Source organism: Pseudoxanthomonas sp. PXM04 (assembly GCF_014851695.1).
Taxonomy (GTDB): Bacteria; Pseudomonadota; Gammaproteobacteria; order Xanthomonadales; family Xanthomonadaceae; genus Pseudoxanthomonas_A; species Pseudoxanthomonas_A beigongshangi.
Genome location: NZ_JACVAG010000003.1, coordinates 412445 through 431970 on the forward strand (window position 1 = coordinate 412445; position 19526 = coordinate 431970).

The 19526-nt window shown below is 67.6% G+C and carries 17 protein-coding genes; 9 read left to right on the top strand and 8 right to left on the bottom strand.

The features are described from left to right. Positions 1 to 7 precede the first annotated feature (7 nt). Positions 8 to 931 (bottom strand): tRNA 2-thiocytidine(32) synthetase TtcA, encoded by a 924-nt coding sequence (ttcA, locus tag IB228_RS10340; RefSeq protein WP_192198299.1) that lies wholly within the window; start codon positions 929 to 931, stop codon positions 8 to 10. A 65-nt stretch (positions 932 to 996) separates the two neighbouring features. Between ttcA and IB228_RS10345 the strand changes: the two genes are divergently transcribed. Continuing rightward, a complete protein-coding gene (locus tag IB228_RS10345) occupies positions 997 to 1206 on the top strand; it encodes a YdcH family protein (RefSeq protein WP_183639742.1) in 210 nt (69 codons plus the stop codon). 217 nt (positions 1207 to 1423) lie between these two features. After that, positions 1424 to 2113, top strand: coding sequence for a hypothetical protein (locus IB228_RS10350; RefSeq protein ID WP_192198300.1), 690 nt, complete (start codon positions 1424 to 1426; stop codon positions 2111 to 2113). A gap of 44 nt (positions 2114 to 2157) precedes the next feature. Here the strand turns inward: IB228_RS10350 and plsB are convergent, their stop codons facing one another. From plsB to IB228_RS10370, 4 genes are all read right to left on the bottom strand, one after another. Further along, positions 2158 to 4812 carry a glycerol-3-phosphate 1-O-acyltransferase PlsB gene (gene plsB / locus IB228_RS10355; RefSeq protein WP_192198301.1) on the bottom strand — a complete coding sequence of 885 codons (2655 nt, stop codon included), beginning with the start codon at positions 4810 to 4812 and terminating at the stop codon, positions 2158 to 2160. Between the two features lie 285 nt (positions 4813 to 5097). After that, on the bottom strand, positions 5098 to 6033 hold the full coding sequence (locus IB228_RS10360; RefSeq protein WP_192198302.1) for a hypothetical protein: 936 nt from the start codon (positions 6031 to 6033) through the stop codon (positions 5098 to 5100). Positions 6034 to 6432: 399 nt separating this feature from the next. Further along, positions 6433 to 7152 carry an orotidine-5'-phosphate decarboxylase gene (pyrF, locus tag IB228_RS10365; RefSeq protein ID WP_192198303.1) on the bottom strand — a complete coding sequence of 240 codons (720 nt, stop codon included), beginning with the start codon at positions 7150 to 7152 and terminating at the stop codon, positions 6433 to 6435. Beyond that, entirely contained in the window at positions 7149 to 8057 is a 909-nt protein-coding gene (locus IB228_RS10370; RefSeq protein WP_183639731.1) for a 5'-nucleotidase, lipoprotein e(P4) family, read from the bottom strand. Before IB228_RS10370 ends, pyrF begins: the two co-directional genes overlap by 4 nt. 118 nt (positions 8058 to 8175) lie before the next feature. Between IB228_RS10370 and IB228_RS10375 the strand changes: the two genes are divergently transcribed. Next, positions 8176 to 8850: a DUF480 domain-containing protein gene (locus IB228_RS10375; RefSeq protein ID WP_192198304.1), complete on the top strand. Its 675-nt coding sequence runs from the start codon at positions 8176 to 8178 to the stop codon at positions 8848 to 8850. A gap of 176 nt (positions 8851 to 9026) precedes the next feature. On the opposite strand, the gene IB228_RS10380 is transcribed toward IB228_RS10375, so the two are convergent. From IB228_RS10380 to IB228_RS10390, 3 genes are all read right to left on the bottom strand, one after another. Then, positions 9027 to 9620, bottom strand: a complete 594-nt coding sequence (locus IB228_RS10380; RefSeq protein WP_192198305.1) for a DinB family protein — start codon at positions 9618 to 9620, stop codon at positions 9027 to 9029. Next, complete coding sequence (locus tag IB228_RS10385; protein ID WP_192198306.1) at positions 9617 to 9994, bottom strand: hypothetical protein; 378 nt, start codon at positions 9992 to 9994, stop codon at positions 9617 to 9619. The genes IB228_RS10380 and IB228_RS10385 overlap by 4 nt, the downstream gene beginning before the upstream one ends. Positions 9995 to 10254: 260 nt before the next feature. Further along, complete coding sequence (locus tag IB228_RS10390; protein WP_183639724.1) at positions 10255 to 12234, bottom strand: UvrD-helicase domain-containing protein; 1980 nt, start codon at positions 12232 to 12234, stop codon at positions 10255 to 10257. 289 nt (positions 12235 to 12523) lie between these two features. Here IB228_RS10390 and IB228_RS10395 point away from each other — a divergent pair, with 289 nt between their 5' ends. The 6 genes from IB228_RS10395 to IB228_RS10420 all read left to right on the top strand — a co-directional run bounded on the left by IB228_RS10395 (position 12524) and on the right by IB228_RS10420 (position 19521). After that, the gene (locus tag IB228_RS10395; RefSeq protein ID WP_192198307.1) at positions 12524 to 13090 is read left to right on the top strand and encodes a GspH/FimT family pseudopilin; all 567 of its coding nucleotides are present in this window, start codon (positions 12524 to 12526) and stop codon (positions 13088 to 13090) included. A gap of 282 nt (positions 13091 to 13372) precedes the next feature. Then, positions 13373 to 13984 (top strand): GspH/FimT family pseudopilin, encoded by a 612-nt coding sequence (locus tag IB228_RS10400; RefSeq protein ID WP_192198308.1) that lies wholly within the window; start codon positions 13373 to 13375, stop codon positions 13982 to 13984. 61 nt (positions 13985 to 14045) lie between these two features. Beyond that, the gene (gene pilV / locus IB228_RS10405) at positions 14046 to 14501 is read left to right on the top strand and encodes a type IV pilus modification protein PilV (protein ID WP_192198309.1); all 456 of its coding nucleotides are present in this window, start codon (positions 14046 to 14048) and stop codon (positions 14499 to 14501) included. Beyond that, positions 14498 to 15508, top strand: coding sequence for a hypothetical protein (locus tag IB228_RS10410; RefSeq protein ID WP_192198310.1), 1011 nt, complete (start codon positions 14498 to 14500; stop codon positions 15506 to 15508). Before pilV ends, IB228_RS10410 begins: the two co-directional genes overlap by 4 nt. Next, complete coding sequence (locus tag IB228_RS10415; protein ID WP_192198311.1) at positions 15505 to 16095, top strand: PilX N-terminal domain-containing pilus assembly protein; 591 nt, start codon at positions 15505 to 15507, stop codon at positions 16093 to 16095. Before IB228_RS10410 ends, IB228_RS10415 begins: the two co-directional genes overlap by 4 nt. Before the next feature lie 291 nt (positions 16096 to 16386). After that, on the top strand, positions 16387 to 19521 hold the full coding sequence (locus IB228_RS10420) for a PilC/PilY family type IV pilus protein (RefSeq protein ID WP_192198312.1): 3135 nt from the start codon (positions 16387 to 16389) through the stop codon (positions 19519 to 19521). Positions 19522 to 19526 lie beyond the last annotated feature (5 nt).

A 19526-nucleotide genomic window follows, 5' to 3' on the forward strand; every position in this document is an offset into this window, starting at 1 on the left:
GATGGTGTTACGAATCCCCAATCTCCAATTCCGAATCCCGTGCCTCGCCCGCCAGCCACGCATGCGCGTCGGCTTGCTGCGCGCCTTCGCGGTGGCCGAGGGAAAGGAAGTCGAACAGTTTCGGATCGCTGAGCTGCGAGGGCCGGATGTCGCCGAGCGCGCGCGAGATCGTCTCGATGCGGCCGGGGGACTCGCGTTCCCAGGCATCCATCATCTTCTTGACCTGCTTGCGCTGCAGGTTTTCCTGGCTGCCGCACAGGTTGCACGGGATGATCGGAAATCCCTTCGCCTCGGCGTAGGTTTCGATGTCCGACTCACGCACGTAGGCCAGCGGCCGGATCACCACGTGCTTGCCGTCGTCCGACAGCAGCTTGGGCGGCATGCCGGACAGCTTGGCGTGGAAGAACAGGTTGAGGAAGAAGGTCGCCACCAGATCGTCGCGGTGGTGGCCCAGCGCGATCTTGGTGAAGCCCTGTTCCTCGGCGTACGAGTACAGCGCGCCGCGGCGCAGGCGCGAGCACAGCGAGCACATCGTCTTGCCTTCCGGCACCACCCGCGACACCACCGAATAGGTGTCCTGCTCCAGGATCCGGTAGGGCACCCCGATCGATTCGAGGTACTCCGGCAGGATGTGTTCGGGAAAGCCGGGCTGCTTTTGGTCCAGGTTGACGGCGACCAGCTCGAAATCGACCGGCGCCTTCTTCCGCAGCTGCAGCAGGATGTCCAGCATCGTATAGCTGTCCTTGCCTCCGGACAGGCACACCATGACCTTGTCGCCATCCTCGATCATCCCGTAGTCGGCGATCGCCTGGCCGACCTGGCGGCGCAGGCGCTTGGCCAGCTTGCCTTGTTCGCGGGCGTGGCGGCGGGGATCCGCGCCACGCGGCGCGGGATCGGCGAGGACCTGGGGCAGGGGATGGATGGCGTTCATGCGAACGGCCATTGTACCGGCCGCGTTGCGATGACGACGAAACCCCGGCGGTGTACGCTCGGTGCGTGGACAGCCAGAACCCCGCCGACATCGCCCAGCGCATCGCCGAGCTCCGGCGCGAGCACCGCGAGCTGGACGACGCGATCGCGCAGCGGGTGTCCACCAGCCTGGAAGACGACGAAATCGCCATCAAGCGCATGAAGAAGCGCAAGCTCTGGCTGAAGGACTGCATTGCCCGGCTGGAAAGCGCGCTGATCCCGGACGAGCCGGCCTGACCGGCCGTCGCCCGCCGCCCCCGGCGTCCCATCCGGCCCGAAGCTGACGCGTCGCGTCACCTCCCATCCGTTCGGCGGCGGCGCCGTGGTCAGCCGGAACGCCGCCCAGCCCCTTCCGCGCGGGGCATCCGGGGCTGGCCCGGAGTTGGCCCGATGCTTGCTTCATTTCTGTGAACAGTTGCCCATTTCGGGCGGGCAGGACGTGGCCGGGAGCCGCATGAATCAGGAAAAAGAACCCACCGGGAGCTTGTCCCCGCCGCGCGATCCGGGCGCGGGCATGGCCCCGCTGCGGGTCCGCCGCATCGCTCCCGGCGAAGCGCTGGGCGATGTCCAGCGCCTGCGCCGCGAGGTGTACTTCCTGGAACGGGGCCGGCCGGACGGGCGTGGCAAACGCATCGCCGACGGCCTGGACGGCTGCGGCACCACCGTCGTGGTCGAGGTCGGGCCGCAGGCGGTGGCGACCCTGCGCCTGCACGACTTCGGCTCGCCGGCGGTGCAGGTGGAATACGGCAGCCTGTTCCAGGTCGATCGCTTCGCCCGCGCCTGGCCGCCGCGGAGCATCGCGGTGGGCACCCGCTTCGCGGTGCAGGCCGACCAGCGCGCCAAACCGGTGGTGGATCGGCTGATGGAAGGCACCTACCGCTGGGCGCAGGACAACGGCATCCGCTTCTGGCTGGTGGCCTGCGAACCGTTCCTGATCGATGCGTTCGAGCACTACGGCTTCCGCGAATACCTGCCGCCGGTGATCCTGGCCGGCGGCGCGGAACTGCTGCGGATGGCGCTGGTGATCGATGATGCCCAGCACCTGGGCGAATGCGGATCGCCGCTGCGTCCGCTGGTGGAGGATCCGGCCTCCGGCGCCATGGCCAAGGCCTGGCTCACCCGCAGCTTCGGCCACGTCAACTGAAAACGTGCGTGGCGCCCGGGGGCGCCGCGATCACTTCTCCGCGCTTATTCCACCGGCGCGGGAGGCGGTTCCGGCGCGGCCGCTTCCGGGCTGACCCGCTCGATGGTGTGGCGCAGTTCGCGGCCCAGGATCACCTTGGCGTCCTTGGCCCACGCGTCCAGCCGCTCGTCGAACATCAGCTTGCTGTTCTCGTCCGGCCACACCAGCTTCATTTCGCGCATCTTCTGGATGAAGCTGCGGAACAGGGTCTTGTCGAAGAATTCCGGCGCGGCCGGCGCGTACAGCAGGCTCAGGCGCTGCGCGGCCTGCTGGCACAGGCTTTCCAGTTCGGCCGTGCCCAGCTTGCCCGGGCCGTTCTTCACCAGCACCGAGATGGCGATGTAGTAGCGCTCGAACGCCTGCTGCAGCGAGTGGCCGATCGCGCGCAGGCGGAACACCTCGTCGGTCTGGCCGGCGCTGCGCGCCAGGATGCCGCCGTCCTCCTCGTTGACCTGCTGCAGCAGGCCCTCGCGGATGAACACATCGACGGTGCGATCCATGCGCTCGACGAACTCGTCCTCGCTCCACGGCAGGAACAGCTCCTCCTGCAGGAACGGATACAGCCCGCGGCCCAGGCGCAGCACGCCGGCCCGGCTCATCCGCCGGTTGTTCTGGAAGCAGCAGGCGATCCACGACGAGGCGGTGAACAGGTGCAGCACGTTGTTGCGGTAGTAGCTCATCAGCACCGCGGTGTCGTCGCTGTCGAAGCTCAGCACGTCCCCCAGCGGATGCTTGATGCGGCGGAGCACGCCGATTTCCTCGCCGTGGGCGATGATCCGCTCCGGCGAATGCGGGGTCACCGTCACCCGGTCCGAATACGGCAGGTCCGCCAGCACCGACTTGGACAGTTCGATCTGCGCGATCAGATCCACTTCGCCCATCGCGTGCTTGGGCGTGGACAGCAGCGCCAGCGCCAGCAGGTTGATCGGATTCACGTCCGCGGCGCGGTTGATATTGATCTGGATGCGCTCGGCCAGGGTGTCGATGGTGTCGGACAGCCAGGCCGGCTTCTCGTCGTCGGAGACCGGCTTGCCGTCCCATTCCGGCGCGTGTTCGGCCAGCACGTCGCCCAGCGGAATCGGTTCGCCGAAGTTCACCACCACCTGGCCGTAGTTCTGCTTGAGCACCTTGGGGATGTTCCACAGCAGCACCCAGATGGATTCCTTTTCCTTCGGGCGACCGCTGAGTTCGTCCAGGTAGCTGTTGCCTTCCAGCAGCTTTTCGTAGCCGATGTAGACCGGCTGGAACAGCACCGGCTTGCGCGGCTGGCGCAGGAACGCGCGCACGGTCATCGAGATCATGCCGCCCTTGGGGGGTAGCAGCCGGCCGGTGCGCGAGCGCCCGCCCTCGATGAAGTACTCCAGCGAATAGCCGCCGGAGACCAGCTGCGCCACGTACTCGGTGAACACCGCCGAGTACAGCGGGTTGCCGCGGAAGCTGCGGCGCATGAAGAACGCGCCGCCCTTGCGCAGGATGGTCCCCACCACCGGCAGGTTGAGGTTGATGCCGGCGGCGATGTGCGGCGGCACGATGCCGCGTTCGTACAGCAGGTACGACAGCAGCAGGTAGTCCATGTGGCTGCGGTGGCAGGGCACGTAGACCACTTCGTGGCCGGGCGCGGCCTCCTTGAACTTGTCCAGGTGGTGGACCAGCACGCCGTCGTAGATCTGGTTCCACACGTGCGAGAGCAGGAAGCTGGCCGAGCGCACCACCGGGTTGGAATAGTCGGCGGCGATTTCCCAGGCGTAGGCGTGCGCCTTCTTCCAGGCGTCCTCGGGCTTGCTCTTGTCGCGCCGGGCCTGCTCGGTGATCGCTTCGCGCACCGGCTCGGCCGCCAGCACCTGGTCCACCAGCAGGCGCCGGGTCGACAGGTCGGGTCCGATGATGGCTTCGCGGATGCGGTGGAAGTGCGTGCGCAGTACCCGCGAGAGCTTGCGCACCGTGCGTTCCGGGTCCAGCCCCTCGGCCACGGTGTCGCGCAGCGAGACCGGCGCGGCGAAGCGGACGATGGTGCCGCGGCCGTTGAGCAGGATCGCCAGCAGGCGGCGGAAGCGGCCGACGATGGCCCAGTTTTCCGAGAACAGCACCGAGAACCAGCCGCTCTGCTTGTCCGGTGCCCGGCCGACGAAGATCGACACCGGCACCAGCTGCACATCCAGGTCCGGGTTCACGCGGTGGGCGTCGAGCAGCTTGGCCAGCGAGCCGGAATGGGTCTTGGCACTGATCTGGTCGGGAATCAGGGTGCTGGCGTTGCGCCGTGACAGCGCCACGTAGGCGCGCTTGCGACCCAGCGGGTCGCCGCCGACCGGCAGCGGTTCCAGCGGCGAGGGCAGGCCGGCGTCGCGGCAAGCCCGGTCCAGGATCAGCGCATTGGACAGGCCGTAGTCCTCCAGCACGTAGCAGATCGGGCGTCCGTCCACGACTTCCCGCGGCGACTCCGGATCGATGCGCAGGGACAGCCAGGGGTCGGCCAGGCGACCCAGCAGGCGGGCCCACAGCGGCCGCCGCGAGGCGCGCGCGGGCGGTGCCGGCACGGGCGGGCGCGCCGGGGGAGGGGATTCGGACGCCGGTTCGCGCGGCGCTTCCGGTTTCTTGTCCGGCGGCGTCGGGGCGGGGGCTTCCGGGAACGGCAGGGGGTTCTGTTCTGGCATCGGCGGCATTATGGCGCACGGGCCTGTCCGGCAGAAAAGCGCCTACCCGCACCCCGGGGGTAGGAGCGGCCTCCGGCCGTGAGCTTCTGTGCGCGGTCTCGCATGTGAGTGGTTCCCGGAGCCGGACGGATAGGGCTCGCGCCGGGACGGCGCTCCTGCCGGTGGGGCGTGCGTGCGTTGGGCCGGCAGGTCCCAAGGTAGGAGCGGCCTCCGGCCGCGAGCTTTTATGGATGCTCTCGCATGTGCGTGATTCCCAGGGACCGGGCCGAAGGGCTCGCGCCGGGGACGGCGCTCCTACCTGGCGGCGGTGGTCGGCGGTGCCGAGGTCGGGGGTTCGGGCTCGGCGGGCGGCTCGGCCGGTGGCGGGGGCGGCCGGGCACGTTCGGCCGCCCGCAGGTAATCGCTCAGGTACCAGCGACCGTCGCGGCGCTCCAGGCTGACCTGGCTGTCGATCTCGCGGTTGCCCAGCGGATAGTGGATGCGCACGGTGGCGCGGTCGCCCTTTTGCTCGACCAAGCCGGTGCGCAGGTCCGCCAGGGTGGTCTCCAGCGGCAGCCCGTAGCGCGTGAAGGTCGCCTTGGTCTCGGCGAGCACCGGTGCCAGCCGGCGCAGGCTGCCGTCCATGCCGGCGGCACGCAGGTCCGCTTCGCTGGACAGGCCGGCCTTGCGGGCGGCGGCGGCCATCCGGTTGATGGTGTTGCGGGCCAGCGCGGGGTCGGCCAGCGGTGCGTCCTGGGCCCAGGCGCTCAGCGCCTGGACCACCTGGGTGTAGTGGACGCGCTGGGTCGGCGAGTACTCGCCTTCCTTCTTCAGGTACTGCACGCCGAACAGGCCCAGCGAGCGCGCGGCATCGCGCAGATCGCGATCCTGGCGGGCAAACTGGCGGTTGAAGTCGCGCATCAGCGCCTGTTCCGAACCCGGCGCCGAGAACGTGGCCAGCATCGGCACCAGTTGCTGGCTCAGCGGCAACTCGGTCAGCGGCCAGCGGCTGCGGTCCTCGCGCCAGGCGGTTTCCAGGACGGCATGGTCCGCCGGCGGCACCGCGGCACGGGCAAAGCCGGCCAGGTCGTCGCGGCGCAGGTGGTCCACCAGCTCGCGCACGGTCGCGGCCGGTTCGCTGGTCGCGCCGGCGAGCTCCTCCGGTTCGCGCTTGCAGGCGACCAGCAGTGTCGCCAGCAACAGCGGTACCAGGACGGGCAGTACGCGGCGTGCGCGCGGAACGATAGGCATCGGCAGACTTCCCCAAGTCGGGCCGCATCTTGGCCGGTCCGGCGCGATCGGGGCAAGGGACGCCGGTCCCTGTTTCCTTCCTTGCCTAAAGCAAATCCCCCTCAATCCCCCTTTTGCAAAGGGGGAGGCAACCGCCGGTCCAGTGCCGCTGAAAGATGGCCGTATTGATAGCCCCCTTTGAAAAAGGGGGCGGGCGCCGAAGGCGACGGGGGATTTGCTTTAGCGCGCAATAAAAAAAGAGGCGGCGATCCCGGATGGGAACCGCCAGCCTCCTGAAGCCGGCCGAAGCCGGAGGACTATGTGTTGTGGCACATGTCCGGCCGAAGCCGGATGGCGCACAGCCTAGCGCCCGGCCAAACTTAAAGCAATACCTGAGTAAATGGCGTGTAACTTAATGATTTATATAAGTGATTCGGCGATCTCACGCTGAATCGCCTCCGCCGCCGCGCGCGGATCCGCGGCCTGGCGGACCGGCCGGCCCACCACGATGGCGTCCGCGCCCAGGCGGAAGGCCTCGGCCACGCCCACCGTGCGCTTCTGGTCATCGCCCACCGGGCCGCCTGGGCGGATGCCGGGGCAGACGATGTCGAAACCCGGGCCGGTGGCGGCGCGGATGACGCCGGCCTCCTGGCCCGAGGCGATCACGCCGTCGATGCCGGCGGCCTGCGCGGCCAGCGCACGTTGGACGACGATGTCGGCAGGTTCGCCGTCGATGCCCATCGCCTTGAGATCCTGGCCATCCATCGACGTCAGCACGGTGACCGCCAGCAGGCGCAGGTCGCCGCTGCGCGCGGCGGCGGCGGCCTCCATCATCCCGGCATGCCAGCCGTGGAGGGTGCAGTAGCTCACCGGCCAACGGGACAGGCCCTTGATGACGCCGGCGATGGTGGCGGGGATGTCGAAGAACTTCAGGTCGACGAAGATCTTCTTCTCGCGCCGCGCCAGTTCGTCCAGCACCCGGAAGTAGTCGCCCGACGCCAGCAGCTCCATGCCGATCTTGTAGAACTGCACCGCATCGCCCAGCCGATCCACCCAGGCCAGCGCTTCGTCGCCGGTGGGTTCGTCGAGCGCGACGATCAGCCGCTCGCGGGGACCGAGTTGCAGCGGCCGGCCGCTCATCGGGCCACGTCCAGCGCGGCGCGCTTGGCCTGGCTGCGGGCCTCGGCCGGCTGCGCCCAGTCGTTGTTGAACAGCGCCGGCTCCCAGGAACCGTAGGTCGGGTTGGGCAACATCCACCAGCGTTCGCCGAACCAGTCCTCGTATTCGTCGTACAGCTTCTGCCGGCCTTCGGGGGTGTTGACCTCGACCTGCACGAAGTCGCCGATCTGGTCGCCGAACTGCATCAGCACGCGGTACTTCTGCCCGGCCAGGCGGCGGCGGCAGTTCTTCTCCGAACCGTTCTGCTCGCAGCCTTCCACCACCGTGCCCAGGCCCAGGAACACGCTGTCGTCGGCGACCGGCAGGCCGACCGCGCGCAGGTTGGCCAGGGTGGCCTCCTTCAAATGCACCGCGCGGTTGGAGATGTACAGCACGGTCACGCCCTTGGCATTGGCGGCCTTGGCGAAATCGACCACGCCCGGCACCGGCTTGGCCTTCTTCTCGGCCACCCACTGGTCCCAGCTGACTTCGTCGTATTCCTTGCCGTCGCGGATCAGGCGCGCCTGGTAGGGCGAGTTGTCCAGGACCGTCTCGTCCACGTCCATCACCACCGCCGGCTTCAGGCCGGTGGCCGCGTTGCCGCGCTCGTCCGGCACCAGCGCGTCCCAGTGCTTTTCCTTCAGCGCCGCGTCCAGGTGGTCGGCGGCGGCGCGGTAGCTCTGCTCGGACAGCGCCTTGTATTCCACCGAGGTCTGCACCCAGGCCACCGCGTTGAGGTTGTCGTGGAAACCGGCCGCGGGCGTGGCGGCGGCTTCGGCCTTCGGCGCGTCGGCGGGCGCGGCCGGAGCCGGCGCGTCGGTGCGCTTGCACGCGGACAGGGTCAGGAGGGAGGCCAGGACACTGGCCGTCAGCAGGGCAGGACGCATCGCGGTTCCATCGAACAGGAGTGGCGCGATTTTAGCCGAGCCCGGTTTCAGCCGCTTTTCCGGGCATCCGGCCACCGGCGGCGCGGGATTGCCATGCGGGGGCGTTATCCTGATCGCCATGAGTACCGAATCCGATTCTTCCTCCGAGACCATGCCGTCCGCGCCGACCCTCGATGCCACCGAAGCCCGCCTGCTGGGCTGTCTGATCGAGAAGGAGGCCACCACGCCGGACGTCTATCCGCTGACCGTCAACGCCGCCCAGTCGGCATCCAACCAGAAGACCGCCCGCGACCCGGTGCTGAACCTGGAGCCGGGCGAAGTGAACCGCGGCCTGCGCGCGCTGGAACAGAAGGGCCTGGCGCGACAGGTGTTCTCTTCCCGCGCCGAGCGCTACGAACACCGCACCGGCCAGCATTTCAGCCTGCCGCAACAACAGGTCGCGCTGCTCGGCCTGCTCCTGCTGCGTGGCCCGCAGACCATCCACGAACTGCTCGCGCGCAGCGAGCGGCTGGCCAAGTTCGCCGACGCCGAGGATCTGCGGCACCACCTGGATCGCCTCGCCCAGCGCCAGCCCGCACTGGTGGTACAGATTCCGCGCGGCCCCGGCCAGCGCGAGGACCGCTACATGCACCTGCTGTCCGGCCCCGTGGATGTCGCCGCCATCGCCGCGCGGGCACCGGCGGCGTCGGCTTCCGGCGCTTCGGATCTGGAAGCGCGGGTGCAGGCGCTGGAAGCGGATGTCGCCGCGTTGCAGGAACAGATCGCGCAGCTGCTCACGCAGCCGGAAGCGTAAATCCCGCTCGGTCCCCCTTTTTCGCTTTCAACAGCCGCACGGCTGGTCAAGGGGGATGTAAAAGCAGCTCCGTGCTCAGAAAAACCCCTTGGCCCCCTTTGCAAAAAGGGAGCGGGCGCCGCAGGCGACGGGGGATTTGCTCTTCGCGCCGAAGCCAAATCCCCCTCAAGTGCTTCTCAACCGCCGCATGGCGGGTCATCCCCCTTTGCAAAAGGGGGAGGCAAAGCGGATTCAGACAGATCCGGCACCCGCACGAACAGATCCGTCACCCCCACATCCACCCCCATCTGCGCGAACAGCGTCGTGATCTGCCCGCGATGATGGGTCTGGTGGTTGAAGAAATGCAGCAGCGTGCCGTCCAGCGGGCGCCGGAACGCATCGCCACGCAGATTCAGGTATTCCAGCGGCACCGCCAGCGTCGCCGCGTCGAGCGTGTCCACCCAGGCGACGATGATCCCATCCAGCCATTCGCGCCGCGCGCGCAGCGCGGGCAGATCGACGCAGGGTCGCGCATCCAGCACGCGCGGGAGCTCCAGCGCATCCATCGGCGCCAGGATTTCCGATCCCGAAGCATGCTGGCGGAAGCGCTTCAGCCAGATCGTGTCGGCCACCACCAGATGGCTCAGCGTGCCGAAGATCGACCCGAAAAAGGCACCGCGATCCGCCGTGACCTCCGCCTCCGGCAAGTCACCGGCCAGCGCGTACAGCCGCTCGTTCATCCAGCGGTTGTAGCCGGCCAGCAGCCGGAACGCGCCAGCCAGTTCGCTCATTGTGGGCGCCGGCTGCTGCGCAACAGCAGCAGGCTGCCGATGACCGTGCCGATCAGGGACGCGCCCAGGCCGAGCATGGTCGCGATCCACAGCTCCCGCGGCCACGGCACCATCGCCGCATCGCCCACCAGCAGATGGCGCAGCACCACCGCCGTCGGCACCGCCAGCGCCGCCCACAGCCACACGCGCAGAAAACGCCCGGTCCCGAACGCACGCAGCAGCATCGCCACCACCGCCACGGCGGCCAGCCCGGGCGTATACAGCGCGACCGGCAGCACCGCCTGATCGACGGGCAATTGCCAGTACTTGAAGCCGATGCCGATCAGCGCGATGACAAAACCGATCGGCAACCAGACGGGACTGGATCGGGTCATGGAGACACCTGCGAAGAGCCTGCGCGCAGCCTAGCGAGACGGACGGGGCGGCGTCCACCTTGTGTCCTGCGATGCGTCAAAAGCAAATCCCCCTCAATCCCCCTTTTTCAAAGGGGGAGGAACAGCGGGTTTCCGACCGTTGAAGTCTCCTGGTAGCCCCCTTTGAAAAAGGGGGCGGGCGCCGAAGGCGACGGGGGATTTGCTCTTTCGCGCGAACCCAAAAACAACCGCCAAACAGCGGCTCAAGGACGCAAGCCCGCCTACCCGTCCAGCAACGCCTGAATCGCCGCCAGCCCCGCGCTCGCGCGCTCCTTCTTGCGCTCGGCATCCGCCACCGGGTCCGCGCCGTCGCGCTGCAACTCGGCGGCGGGAAGTTCATCCAGGAAGCGGCTCGGCATCAGCCGGATGCGTTCGCCGAAGCGGCGGGTCTCGCGGCTGTGGCTCAGCCACAGCGCCTGCTTGGCGCGGGTGATGCCCACGTACATCAGGCGGCGTTCCTCGGCCAGGTTGCCTTCTTCCACGCTGATCTCGTGCGGCAGGGTGCCGTCCTCGCAGCCGACGATGAAGACATAGCGGAACTCCAGGCCCTTGGCCGCGTGCAGGCTCATCAGCCGCACCTGGTTGCCGCCGTCGTCCTTGTCGTTGCGCGACAGCAGCGCCAGCTGCGCGGCCAGATCGCCGACGTTGCCGCCGCGCGGTCCGCCGTCGAACCAGTCCGCCAGCTCGTCCAGGTTGGCGCGCCGGCGTTCGAAGCCGGCCTGATCCTTGCTCTGCGCGCGCAGATCGGCCAGCAGGCCGGAGCGCTCGACCAGCCGCAGCAGCAGTTCCTTGGCCGACAGCGTCTTGGTGTGATCGCGCAGATCCCGGATCACGTCGTTGAACGCGCTCAGGCCGTTGGCCGCGCGCGCGGGCAATGCCTTGAGCACGGTCATCGACTCGGCCGCGCGCGACATCGGCATGCTCGCGTGCTGGGCCATCTCCGCCAGCTTGGCCAGCGAGGTGGTGCCCACTTCGCGCTTGGGCGACTGCACCGCGCGCAGGAACGCCGTGTCGTCATCCGGATTGGCGACCAGCCGCAGCCACGACAGCGCGTCCTTCACTTCCTGGCGCTCCAGGAACGCGGTGCCGCCGGTCAGGTGATAGGGCACGCGCAGCAATTGCAGCGCTTTTTCCAGCACGCGCGACTGGTGGTTGCCGCGGAACAGGATGCAGAAATCGCTCCACGGCGCCTCGCGGGCCGTGTGCAGGAACGAAATCTCGGCGGCCACCTTCTCCGCCTCGTGCTCGCTGTCGCGGCACTCCCACACCCGGATGCGATCGCCGTCGGGCTGGTCGCTCCACAGCTTCTTCAGGTGTTCGTGCGGATTGTTGGCGATCAGCGTGTTGGCCGCGCGCAGCACCCGGTTGGAGCAGCGGTAGTTCTGCTCCAGCTTGATGATTTCCAGCTTGGGATAGTCCTTGGCCATCTCCAGCAGGTTGTCCGGGTTGGCGCCGCGCCAGGCGTAGATGCTCTGGTCGTCGTCGCCCACGCAGGTGAAATCGCCGCGCGGGCCGGCCAGTTGCTTCAGCAGGCGGTACTGGGCGTCGTTGGTGTCCTGGCACTCGTCCACCAGCAGGTAGCCGATGCGCTCGCGCCAGGCCTTGGCGATCTCCTCGTTGCCTTCCAGGATCTGCACCGGCAGGCGGATCAGATCGTCGAAGTCCACCGCGTTGAAGGTCGACAGGCGCGCCTGGTAGCGCGCGTACAGGCTGGCCGCCTCCTGCTCGCGCGCGCTGCGCGCGGCGGCCATCGCCTCCTCGGGCGACAGGCCGGCGTTCTTGGCGCGCGAAATCAGGTTCTTGGCCGCGTCGATGGCGTCGGGCTTGGCGCCGGTCATCAGATCCTTGATCTGCGCGGCCGCGTCGTCGGCGTCGAAGATCGAGAAGCCGCGCTTCAGGCCGGCCGCCGCGTGCTCGATCTGCAGGAACTTCAACCCCAGCGCATGGAACGTGCACACGGTCAGGCCGTCGGTCACGTCGCTCTTGAGCCGCTTGCCCAGGCGCTCGCGCATTTCCTTGGCGGACTTGTTGGTGAAGGTGATCGCGGCGATGCGCTTGGCCGGCATCCGGCCCGAGGTGATCAGGTGCGCGATCTTCTCGATGATCACGCGCGTCTTGCCGCTGCCGGCGCCGGCGAGCACCAGCAGCGGTCCGTGCACGTGCTGGACCGCGGCGCGTTGGGGAGGGTTGAGGCCTTGCATGGGGGCGCTATTGTAGGGCCAAGGCCGCCCCGCATCGGGGTCCGGAACGGCTCGAAACAGAAAATTTTCACATTGACATCCGGCCCCGCATCGGCGGGGCAACGGCGGTCACGCCGCATCCGTTCCACGGTCGCCCACTAGACCGTCATCCCGGTTCGCGTGCTTTCGGACGATTCCGATGGGGTCGCACCGGATGCCGTGGTCTCCTCCCATTGTCACGTGACGCACTCTTGTTCGTATCCGGGGATCGCGCCGCGATGGCACGAATCGATACCCACGGAGTCAACGGATGCACCGGCCCACATGGCATGGCGCACGCAAGTGCGCGGAAGGCTTCAGCCTCGTCGAACTGATGGCGACGACCGCGTTGCTCGCCCTCCTGGGCGCGATGGCGATGCCGTCGCTTGAAAACCTGATCAACGGCAATCGCCTGGCGAACGCCAGCAACGAGATGCTCGCGTTCCTGAATGCGGCGCGCCTGGAAGCCGTCACCCATCACACGCGGGTCGACCTCTGCCGCAGTGCGGATGGCGAACGTTGTTCGGACGACGCGCCGTCCCCGGCCGGCTGGATAGCCTATCGACCGGAGGGCGACGGGATCGAGGTGGTGGCCGCCACCCGGATGGATGGCCGCATCGTCCTGCAACTCAATCAGGCCGCGGCGGGCTGGACGGGATACGACGCCGACGGCCGGATCCGCACCCGCCCGCAGTTCCTGTCTTCCGGCCGCATGCGCCTGTGCATTCCGACGACCCGCCCGCGCGACAACATCCGCGACGTGACGATCCGCGCCAGTGGCCGGGTCGAAGTGACCGCCTCCAGCGGCAACGGCGAATGCCCGTCACCGTCGGACTGACGGGACGAAGATCCAGCCAACGAAGCGCGGGCCCGCGCACGCCGCGTGGCGACGGCCAAGCGCCCGACGCACCCGCGTTCCGGTAACGCCGAAACTGCCGGCAACGCATCGTCCACCGCGTGACCATCGCCGCGTTTGCGTGCCTTTCGGAATTCTCCGATGGCCCTCCCACCGTGTTGACGATTCCATTCCCGGTCCGTGGGTGCCGGCCGGAAACGTCCAAGGCATGGCGCCTGATGCAGGGGGATCGTTCCCGTGAGGGGCTACACGGTGGAGAGCGCAATGGGTTTGAAGCGACGGAGTGGCGCGTGTCCCGATGCGGCGCGCAACGCGGCGGGCTTCACGCTGATCGAACTGGCGGTGACCATCGCGGTGCTGGCGATCCTGCTCGCGATCGCGTCCCCGTCCTTCGAAACCCTGATCAACCAGAACCGCTTGGGCGCGGCCAGCAACCAGGTGATCGCCACCCTGCAGACCGCGCGCGTCGAGGCCATCCGCCAGAACCGGAAGGTGATGATCTGCGATTCCGCAGACGGCGCCCAATGCCGATGCTGCGAGCGCAGATGGCGCGGCCTGCTGCTCGCCCAGCCCGAGGGGGAGAGCGGCAGCCGATCGCTGGCGTTCACGCAGTTCAATGCGCCCGTCGAGTTCATTCCCGGGGCGGCGTCCAACAGCAACTACTGGGAACACCGGATCGCCTACCGCGCGGATGGCCGGCCGGCGAACGGACCCTGGCCGTCGTTGTCCGGCCCGATCACGCTGCGGGTCTGCATTCCTACCTCCCGGCCCGCCAACAACATCCGCGACGTGGTGCTGCATCCCAGCGGACGCGTGGACGTGAGGGATGCCAACGGCGATGGCGCCTGCCCCTTCCCCGACACATCGCCGAGTTGAGGCGCGGATGAAAATAGGTCAACGCAGTGCCGCGCTCCGGTCGCCAACCACGCGCCGCCGGATGACAGGCGCCGGATTGCTCGAAGTGCTGGTCGCGGTGCTGGTGCTCGGCATCGGCCTGCTCGGCGTGGCCGCCACCCAGAGCGTGGCGCTGAAGGCCAACCAGGTATCGGCGATGCGCTCCCAGGCCATCATCGAAAGTTACGGCATGCTCGATGCGATCCGCGCGGCGATGCCCCCGGAAGCGCTGACTTCCTCTTCCGCACGCGCGACGTTCCTGGCCGCCTACCAGTTGCAGCGGACCTGCAACGCCAGTGCCGGCGCCGCCGGCACGCTGGCCGGCAACGATCTGCGCGAATGGGTGAGCGCGCTGCGGAACGATCTGGGGGAAGGCGCCTGCGGCACCGTGGCCTGCAATCCCCAGAGCGGCGAATGCGCGATCACGGTGGAGTGGGACGAATCGCGCCTGCCCGGCGGCCAGTCGGGCAACACCCTCACCATCAAGAGCCGCCCATGAGCGCCGGTGCGTTCCCGTCCCTGCCGCGCACGCGGGCCCGTCGGCGCCGGACCATCGCGATGCCGCCCGCGTCGATGGCGGGCCTGTCGCTGATCGAACTCATGATTGCCGTCGTGCTTGGCTTGCTGGTCGTGCTGGCCGCGATCGGCCTGTTCACCAGCAATCGCGCCGTCTACGACAGCACCGAGGCGCTGTCGCGCATCCAGGAAAACGCCCGTGCCGGATTCGAACTGATGGCGCGCGACCTCCGCGCCGCGGACGGCACCGTGTGCCGGACACCCGTCGACACAAGCACGGCGGCCGCGGCTGCCTCGCCGGAAAAGATGCCGCTGATCCGATGGGCGGGTGCAGCCAGCAAGCCCGCATGGGGCTTCGGCCTCTGGGGGGATGGCCTGCGGGGATGGAGCGGGCAACTGGGTGATGTCATCGAACTGCGCTCGGCTACGGCGGGTGCCGTGCCCATCGAGACGCACATATCCAACACATTGAGTCACGTCGGCCCGCCCCGGTTCAGGCAGGCGGATGAACTGCTGGCCTGCGACGGCAACACCGGTTACCTGCTGAGCGCATCCGGCGTGGAGGGAAGTGCCGTTTCCTATACGCCTGCAGCTTGCAATGCAGTGATCTCCGGCAACTGCGACGAAGAGCAACTTCCTCTCGATCCCGCGCTCCGCCCGGCCTTCCTGGCCCCGGTCGCCGCGATCCGCTGGGAAGTGGGCACCAACCCGCGGGGCGGCCGGGTGTTGTATCGCGTGACGCCGGCATCGGGATCCCACGTCGGCGACGACAGGGCGGAAGTCATCGACGGCGTGCGCACGCTGACGCTGCGCTACCTGCTGCCCGGCAAGACCGAATACGTCCCGGCCACCCAGGTCGGCGACTGGAAGGCGGTGCGCGCGGTGCGTGTCGCGCTGGAACTGGAAGCCTCGCCGGGCGGCGGCGCCGGCAACGAAAAAATCGGCCGCCGCATCGTGCATGTCGTCAGCCTGCGGAACCGCAATCCATGAGCGCCGCATCCAGTCCTTGTCTCCACGACCCACGCGCGCGCCAGCGGGGCAACACCCTGCTGGTCGTGCTGGTGCTGCTGCTGGTGATGACCCTGCTGGCGTTGGCCAGCCTGCGTATCGGCAACCTGGAAGAGCGCATGACCGCCAACCTGTTCGATCGCGGCCTGGCCTTCCAGGCCACCGAGGCGGCCTTGCGCGAAGGCGAAAGGTTGGCACGGTCGTCATCGACGCCGCCGGCCGCTGGCAGCGACTGCGTCAACGGCCTCTGCGGAAAACCGCAGAGCGTGCTGTCGGAGCAACAGATCACCGCCTTGTTCAAGAAATACGCACGCAGGGCCAGCCCGTTGGAAAAGAACACGCTGGCCGTACCCAATCCGGACAACGTCCGTTATCTGGTCGTGCATCGCGGCCGCGCCGAAGCCATCCACGGTTGCTCAAGCGTCCTGGGCGCCAGCGGCGGCATCAAGGACCCGCTGTGCCTGGTCGAGGCCTACCAGGTCGAGGCCCGCTACGAGGCAACCGACCGAGCAGCCGTGACGCTGCGATCAGTGGTGCATGTCCCCGCGCCTTCTTCCACTTCACCGTAGCCGGCTGCGATGAGACCAAGAACCCTTTGTTTGCGTTTCCGGTGCGACTCCCGCGTTTTCGCGGGAACCGCCGCCTTCCTGATCACGTTGCTGTGCGCGCCGGTACGGGCCGCGATCGACGATGTCCCGATTCCGGCCAATCCGCTGGTGTCAGGTTCGACGGTGGCGCCGAACGTCATGTTGCTCCTGAACAACTCGCTGCCGGCGACACGGCTTGTCGATTACAACCGCACATGGTTTGGCAAGAGCGTGATCAGAACACGTGACGACAAGCTTGGCAAATACCATGTCATGAGGAGCGAAAGCCTGGATGTCTCCTATAAATACAACCTGCTCCACTATGACCCGCGGGTGACCTACCGGCCCTGGGTGCGTCCGGATGGCAGCCGCTACCCGGACATGGATCCGGCGAACACCTACACGGATCTGGATCTGGCGGTGCCCGCGTACGACCGGACCCTCGGCAGGTTCGCCGAAAGCCCGCGCGGGTCGCTGTACGACTGGGACCCGCATGATCCGAACCAGTTGACGCCGAAGGAATACGGGCTGCTCGGGCGGCCGTTCTACGTGTTCGATCCCAAGGGCAACGACATCAGCGACCTGCTCCAGTACACCCTCTACCGGCTGGTCAATGCGAACAAGGCGTACCGCTGCACGACGGTGGAAATGGGCCATGACGGCGTCTGGAAGAAAACGACCTATTTCTGGATGGAACAGGGGAAGTGCGAGCTGGTATCGGACTTCTCCTGGACAACTGAGGACGGACGCACGATCCGGCGATCACTGGCCGAGGAATGGAGGAACTACGCCAACTGGTACGGCTATCACCGCACCCGGTTGAAGGTCGGCAAGGCCGCCGCGGGCGAGGCCTTCAGCCAGTTGCCGGAGCACTACCGCGTCGGCTACATGAACCTCGCCACCGGCATCAAGGGGATCGAACTGCCGATCCCGGTGAATTCGGATGGTGGACGTTTCCGCGACAAGTCCGGCGTGTCGTCCAACCGCAGCGCCTGGTTCAGCCGGTTGTATGGCGAGCGGGCTACGCAGACGATGACGGTGTTGCATACCGCGCTGCAGAACGTCGGCGACTATTTCTCCCGCAGCGATGCCGACGGGCCATGGGGTCCGGGCAACCCTTCGCAGCAGGCCGCCTGCCGGCAGAACCACGTGATCGTGGCGAGCAACGGTTTCTGGGAAACCCCTCCGCGGCACTATCGGCCGGTTGGCGACATCGACGGTACGCCCGGCGAGGAGATTCATGGACCCGACGGCCGCCGCTACCGGTATCAGCCCGGCCCTCCCTACTCCGACAAGTACACGAACACCCTGGCCGATCTGGTGATGCACTACTGGAAAAACGACCTGCGTCCGGATCTGCCCAACAACGTCCCCACGTCCGATGCCGATCCGGCATTCTGGCAGCACATGGTGGTGTCGGCCATTTCCATCGCCAATCAAGGCTACTTCACCACCGCCGATCTGCCCCTGCTCAGTGCCGGGCAGAAGTCCTGGCATGACCCGCATGAGTCCAAGGACCGGACACATCGGGTGGATGACCTGTTCCACGCAACCATCAATAGTCGCGGCCTGTTCGTCAGCGCCAAGTATCCCCAGGATCTGGTGAAAGGATTCACCGAAATCCTCGACGAGGTGGAGGAACGCAACAGCTCGGCCAGCAGTATCAGTTTCAACGGCACCGAGCTGAAGAAGGGAAGTCGCACCTATGTGGCGAACTTCACCTCGAGGTCGTGGACCGGTGATCTCAAGGCCTATCCGGTGACGGCGAGCGGCATTTCCGGGGAGCCGATCTGGAACGCGGCCGCGAAAATTCCATCGGTCTGGTACGAGCGCAAGGTATTCACTTCCGGGGACCCGGGCACGGGAGGCCGCCACGCCGCCAGGACCTTTCCGACGCCCGCGCAGGGCAGGGCCCTCACGGGACTGGTTGCTGCCTGGATCCGCGGCGATCGGAGCCAGGAGGGTAAAGGACTACGCGCCCGGACCAGCCTGCTGGGCGACATCGTGCACAGCTCGCCGCTGCACGTGAAAACGGCAAGTGCCGAAGCGGTCTTCGTCGGCGCCAACGACGGCATGCTGCATGCGTTCGATGCCGCCACCGGCAAGGAGATATTCGCCTACGTGCCCGGCCTGCTGGACATGGCATCGCTGAAATACCTCGCCCAGGCGGAGAAGTACCGGCATCGCTACTACGTCGACGGTCCGTTGGTGGCCGGACGCATCAACGGCGACGAGGTCACCGTGATCGGCACGCTGGGACGTGGCGGACGCGGGGTGTACGCGGTTTCGTTGAACCTGGCCAAACCCTCCAGCGCGCCCGCCGGATGGGAGTACACCGATGACGAGGACATGGGGATGGTGCTGGCGCGCCCGCAGATCCACCGCATCGCCGACCAGCAAACATCGAGCAGAACGGTGGCGCTGGTCGCCAATGGCATCAACAGTGCCAGTGGCCGGGCGGCCCTGTACGTGCTTGATGCGGAAACCGGCAAGCGGATAAACAAGATCGAGGCAGGCAATGAAACCGGCAATGGACTTTCCGCCTTGACCGTGCTGGATCGCGATGGCGACGGCCTGGTCGACACCGCGTATGCCGGCGATCTTCGTGGCAACGTGTGGCGGTTCAATCTGGCGGGTACCGCCGGTAGCTGGCGGGCCAGCCGGATCTTCACCGCCACCAATGCGGCCGGCCAGCGCCAGCCGATCACCGGCGGCGTCGGCGTCGCCCTGCACCCCGCCACCCATCAGCCGTGGGTGTTCTTCGGCACCGGGAGCTATCTCAGCGCAGAGGATGCCGCCGACGTGTCGACACAGAGCTGGTATGGCGTGGAGGATCGGAGTGGTGCGGTCAGCCGGGATCAACTACGTGCGAGGCGCATCGTTGCCAGCAGCACCATCGGCGGAAAACCCGTGCGCGCCTTCGCCAAGGCATCGGCGAACGACATGATCGGCAAGCGCGGCTGGGTGGTCGATCTTCAGACACCGGGCACCCACGCCGAGGGCGAACGCATGGTCGGCGAAGCGCAGCAGGTGATCGGCGGCCGTACCCTGATGGCGTCCAGCATGATCCCGGAAGGCGGCGGTTGCGGCGGCGCCGGGCGCGGTTATCTCAACGCAATCGACGTCTTCACCGGCGGCGCCACCTCGAATCCGTTCTTCGATATCAATGGTGATGGCCGCTTCGATGGAAAGGACAATCTCGGTGGCACACCGGCGGGGTCGATCGATCTGGGCCTGGGCATGGTCTCCGATCCGGGCATCCTGCTGGGCGATCTGGTGCAGGGGAGCAACCCATCGCTGGCCTGTGTCGGAGGCGCGTCCGGCACGCCCGGCTGCGTGTCCCTGAACCTGCAGGGCATGGGTTCGCACTACGGGCGGGTGTCCTGGATGGAGATCATCCGGGATTAGCGCCG

What these genes read in the sequence shown, in the direction of transcription:
- IB228_RS10370 (WP_183639731.1), bottom strand. Translation starts at nt 8,057, where the DNA reads ATGCGTCCTGCCCTGCTGACGGCCAGTGTCCTGGCCTCCCTCCTGACC.
- IB228_RS10350 (WP_192198300.1), top strand. Translation starts at nt 1,424, where the DNA reads ATGAATCAGGAAAAAGAACCCACCGGGAGCTTGTCCCCGCCGCGCGAT.
- IB228_RS10385 (WP_192198306.1), bottom strand. Translation starts at nt 9,994, where the DNA reads ATGACCCGATCCAGTCCCGTCTGGTTGCCGATCGGTTTTGTCATCGCG.
- pilV (WP_192198309.1), top strand. Translation starts at nt 14,046, where the DNA reads ATGACAGGCGCCGGATTGCTCGAAGTGCTGGTCGCGGTGCTGGTGCTC.
- IB228_RS10360 (WP_192198302.1), bottom strand. Translation starts at nt 6,033, where the DNA reads ATGCCTATCGTTCCGCGCGCACGCCGCGTACTGCCCGTCCTGGTACCG.
- IB228_RS10395 (WP_192198307.1), top strand. Translation starts at nt 12,524, where the DNA reads ATGCACCGGCCCACATGGCATGGCGCACGCAAGTGCGCGGAAGGCTTC.
- IB228_RS10415 (WP_192198311.1), top strand. Translation starts at nt 15,505, where the DNA reads ATGAGCGCCGCATCCAGTCCTTGTCTCCACGACCCACGCGCGCGCCAG.
- IB228_RS10410 (WP_192198310.1), top strand. Translation starts at nt 14,498, where the DNA reads ATGAGCGCCGGTGCGTTCCCGTCCCTGCCGCGCACGCGGGCCCGTCGG.
- plsB (WP_192198301.1), bottom strand. Translation starts at nt 4,812, where the DNA reads ATGCCGCCGATGCCAGAACAGAACCCCCTGCCGTTCCCGGAAGCCCCC.
- IB228_RS10400 (WP_192198308.1), top strand. Translation starts at nt 13,373, where the DNA reads ATGGGTTTGAAGCGACGGAGTGGCGCGTGTCCCGATGCGGCGCGCAAC.
- IB228_RS10420 (WP_192198312.1), top strand. Translation starts at nt 16,387, where the DNA reads ATGAGGAGCGAAAGCCTGGATGTCTCCTATAAATACAACCTGCTCCAC.
- IB228_RS10375 (WP_192198304.1), top strand. Translation starts at nt 8,176, where the DNA reads ATGAGTACCGAATCCGATTCTTCCTCCGAGACCATGCCGTCCGCGCCG.
- IB228_RS10380 (WP_192198305.1), bottom strand. Translation starts at nt 9,620, where the DNA reads ATGAGCGAACTGGCTGGCGCGTTCCGGCTGCTGGCCGGCTACAACCGC.
- pyrF (WP_192198303.1), bottom strand. Translation starts at nt 7,152, where the DNA reads ATGAGCGGCCGGCCGCTGCAACTCGGTCCCCGCGAGCGGCTGATCGTC.
- IB228_RS10390 (WP_183639724.1), bottom strand. Translation starts at nt 12,234, where the DNA reads ATGCAAGGCCTCAACCCTCCCCAACGCGCCGCGGTCCAGCACGTGCAC.
- ttcA (WP_192198299.1), bottom strand. Translation starts at nt 931, where the DNA reads ATGAACGCCATCCATCCCCTGCCCCAGGTCCTCGCCGATCCCGCGCCG.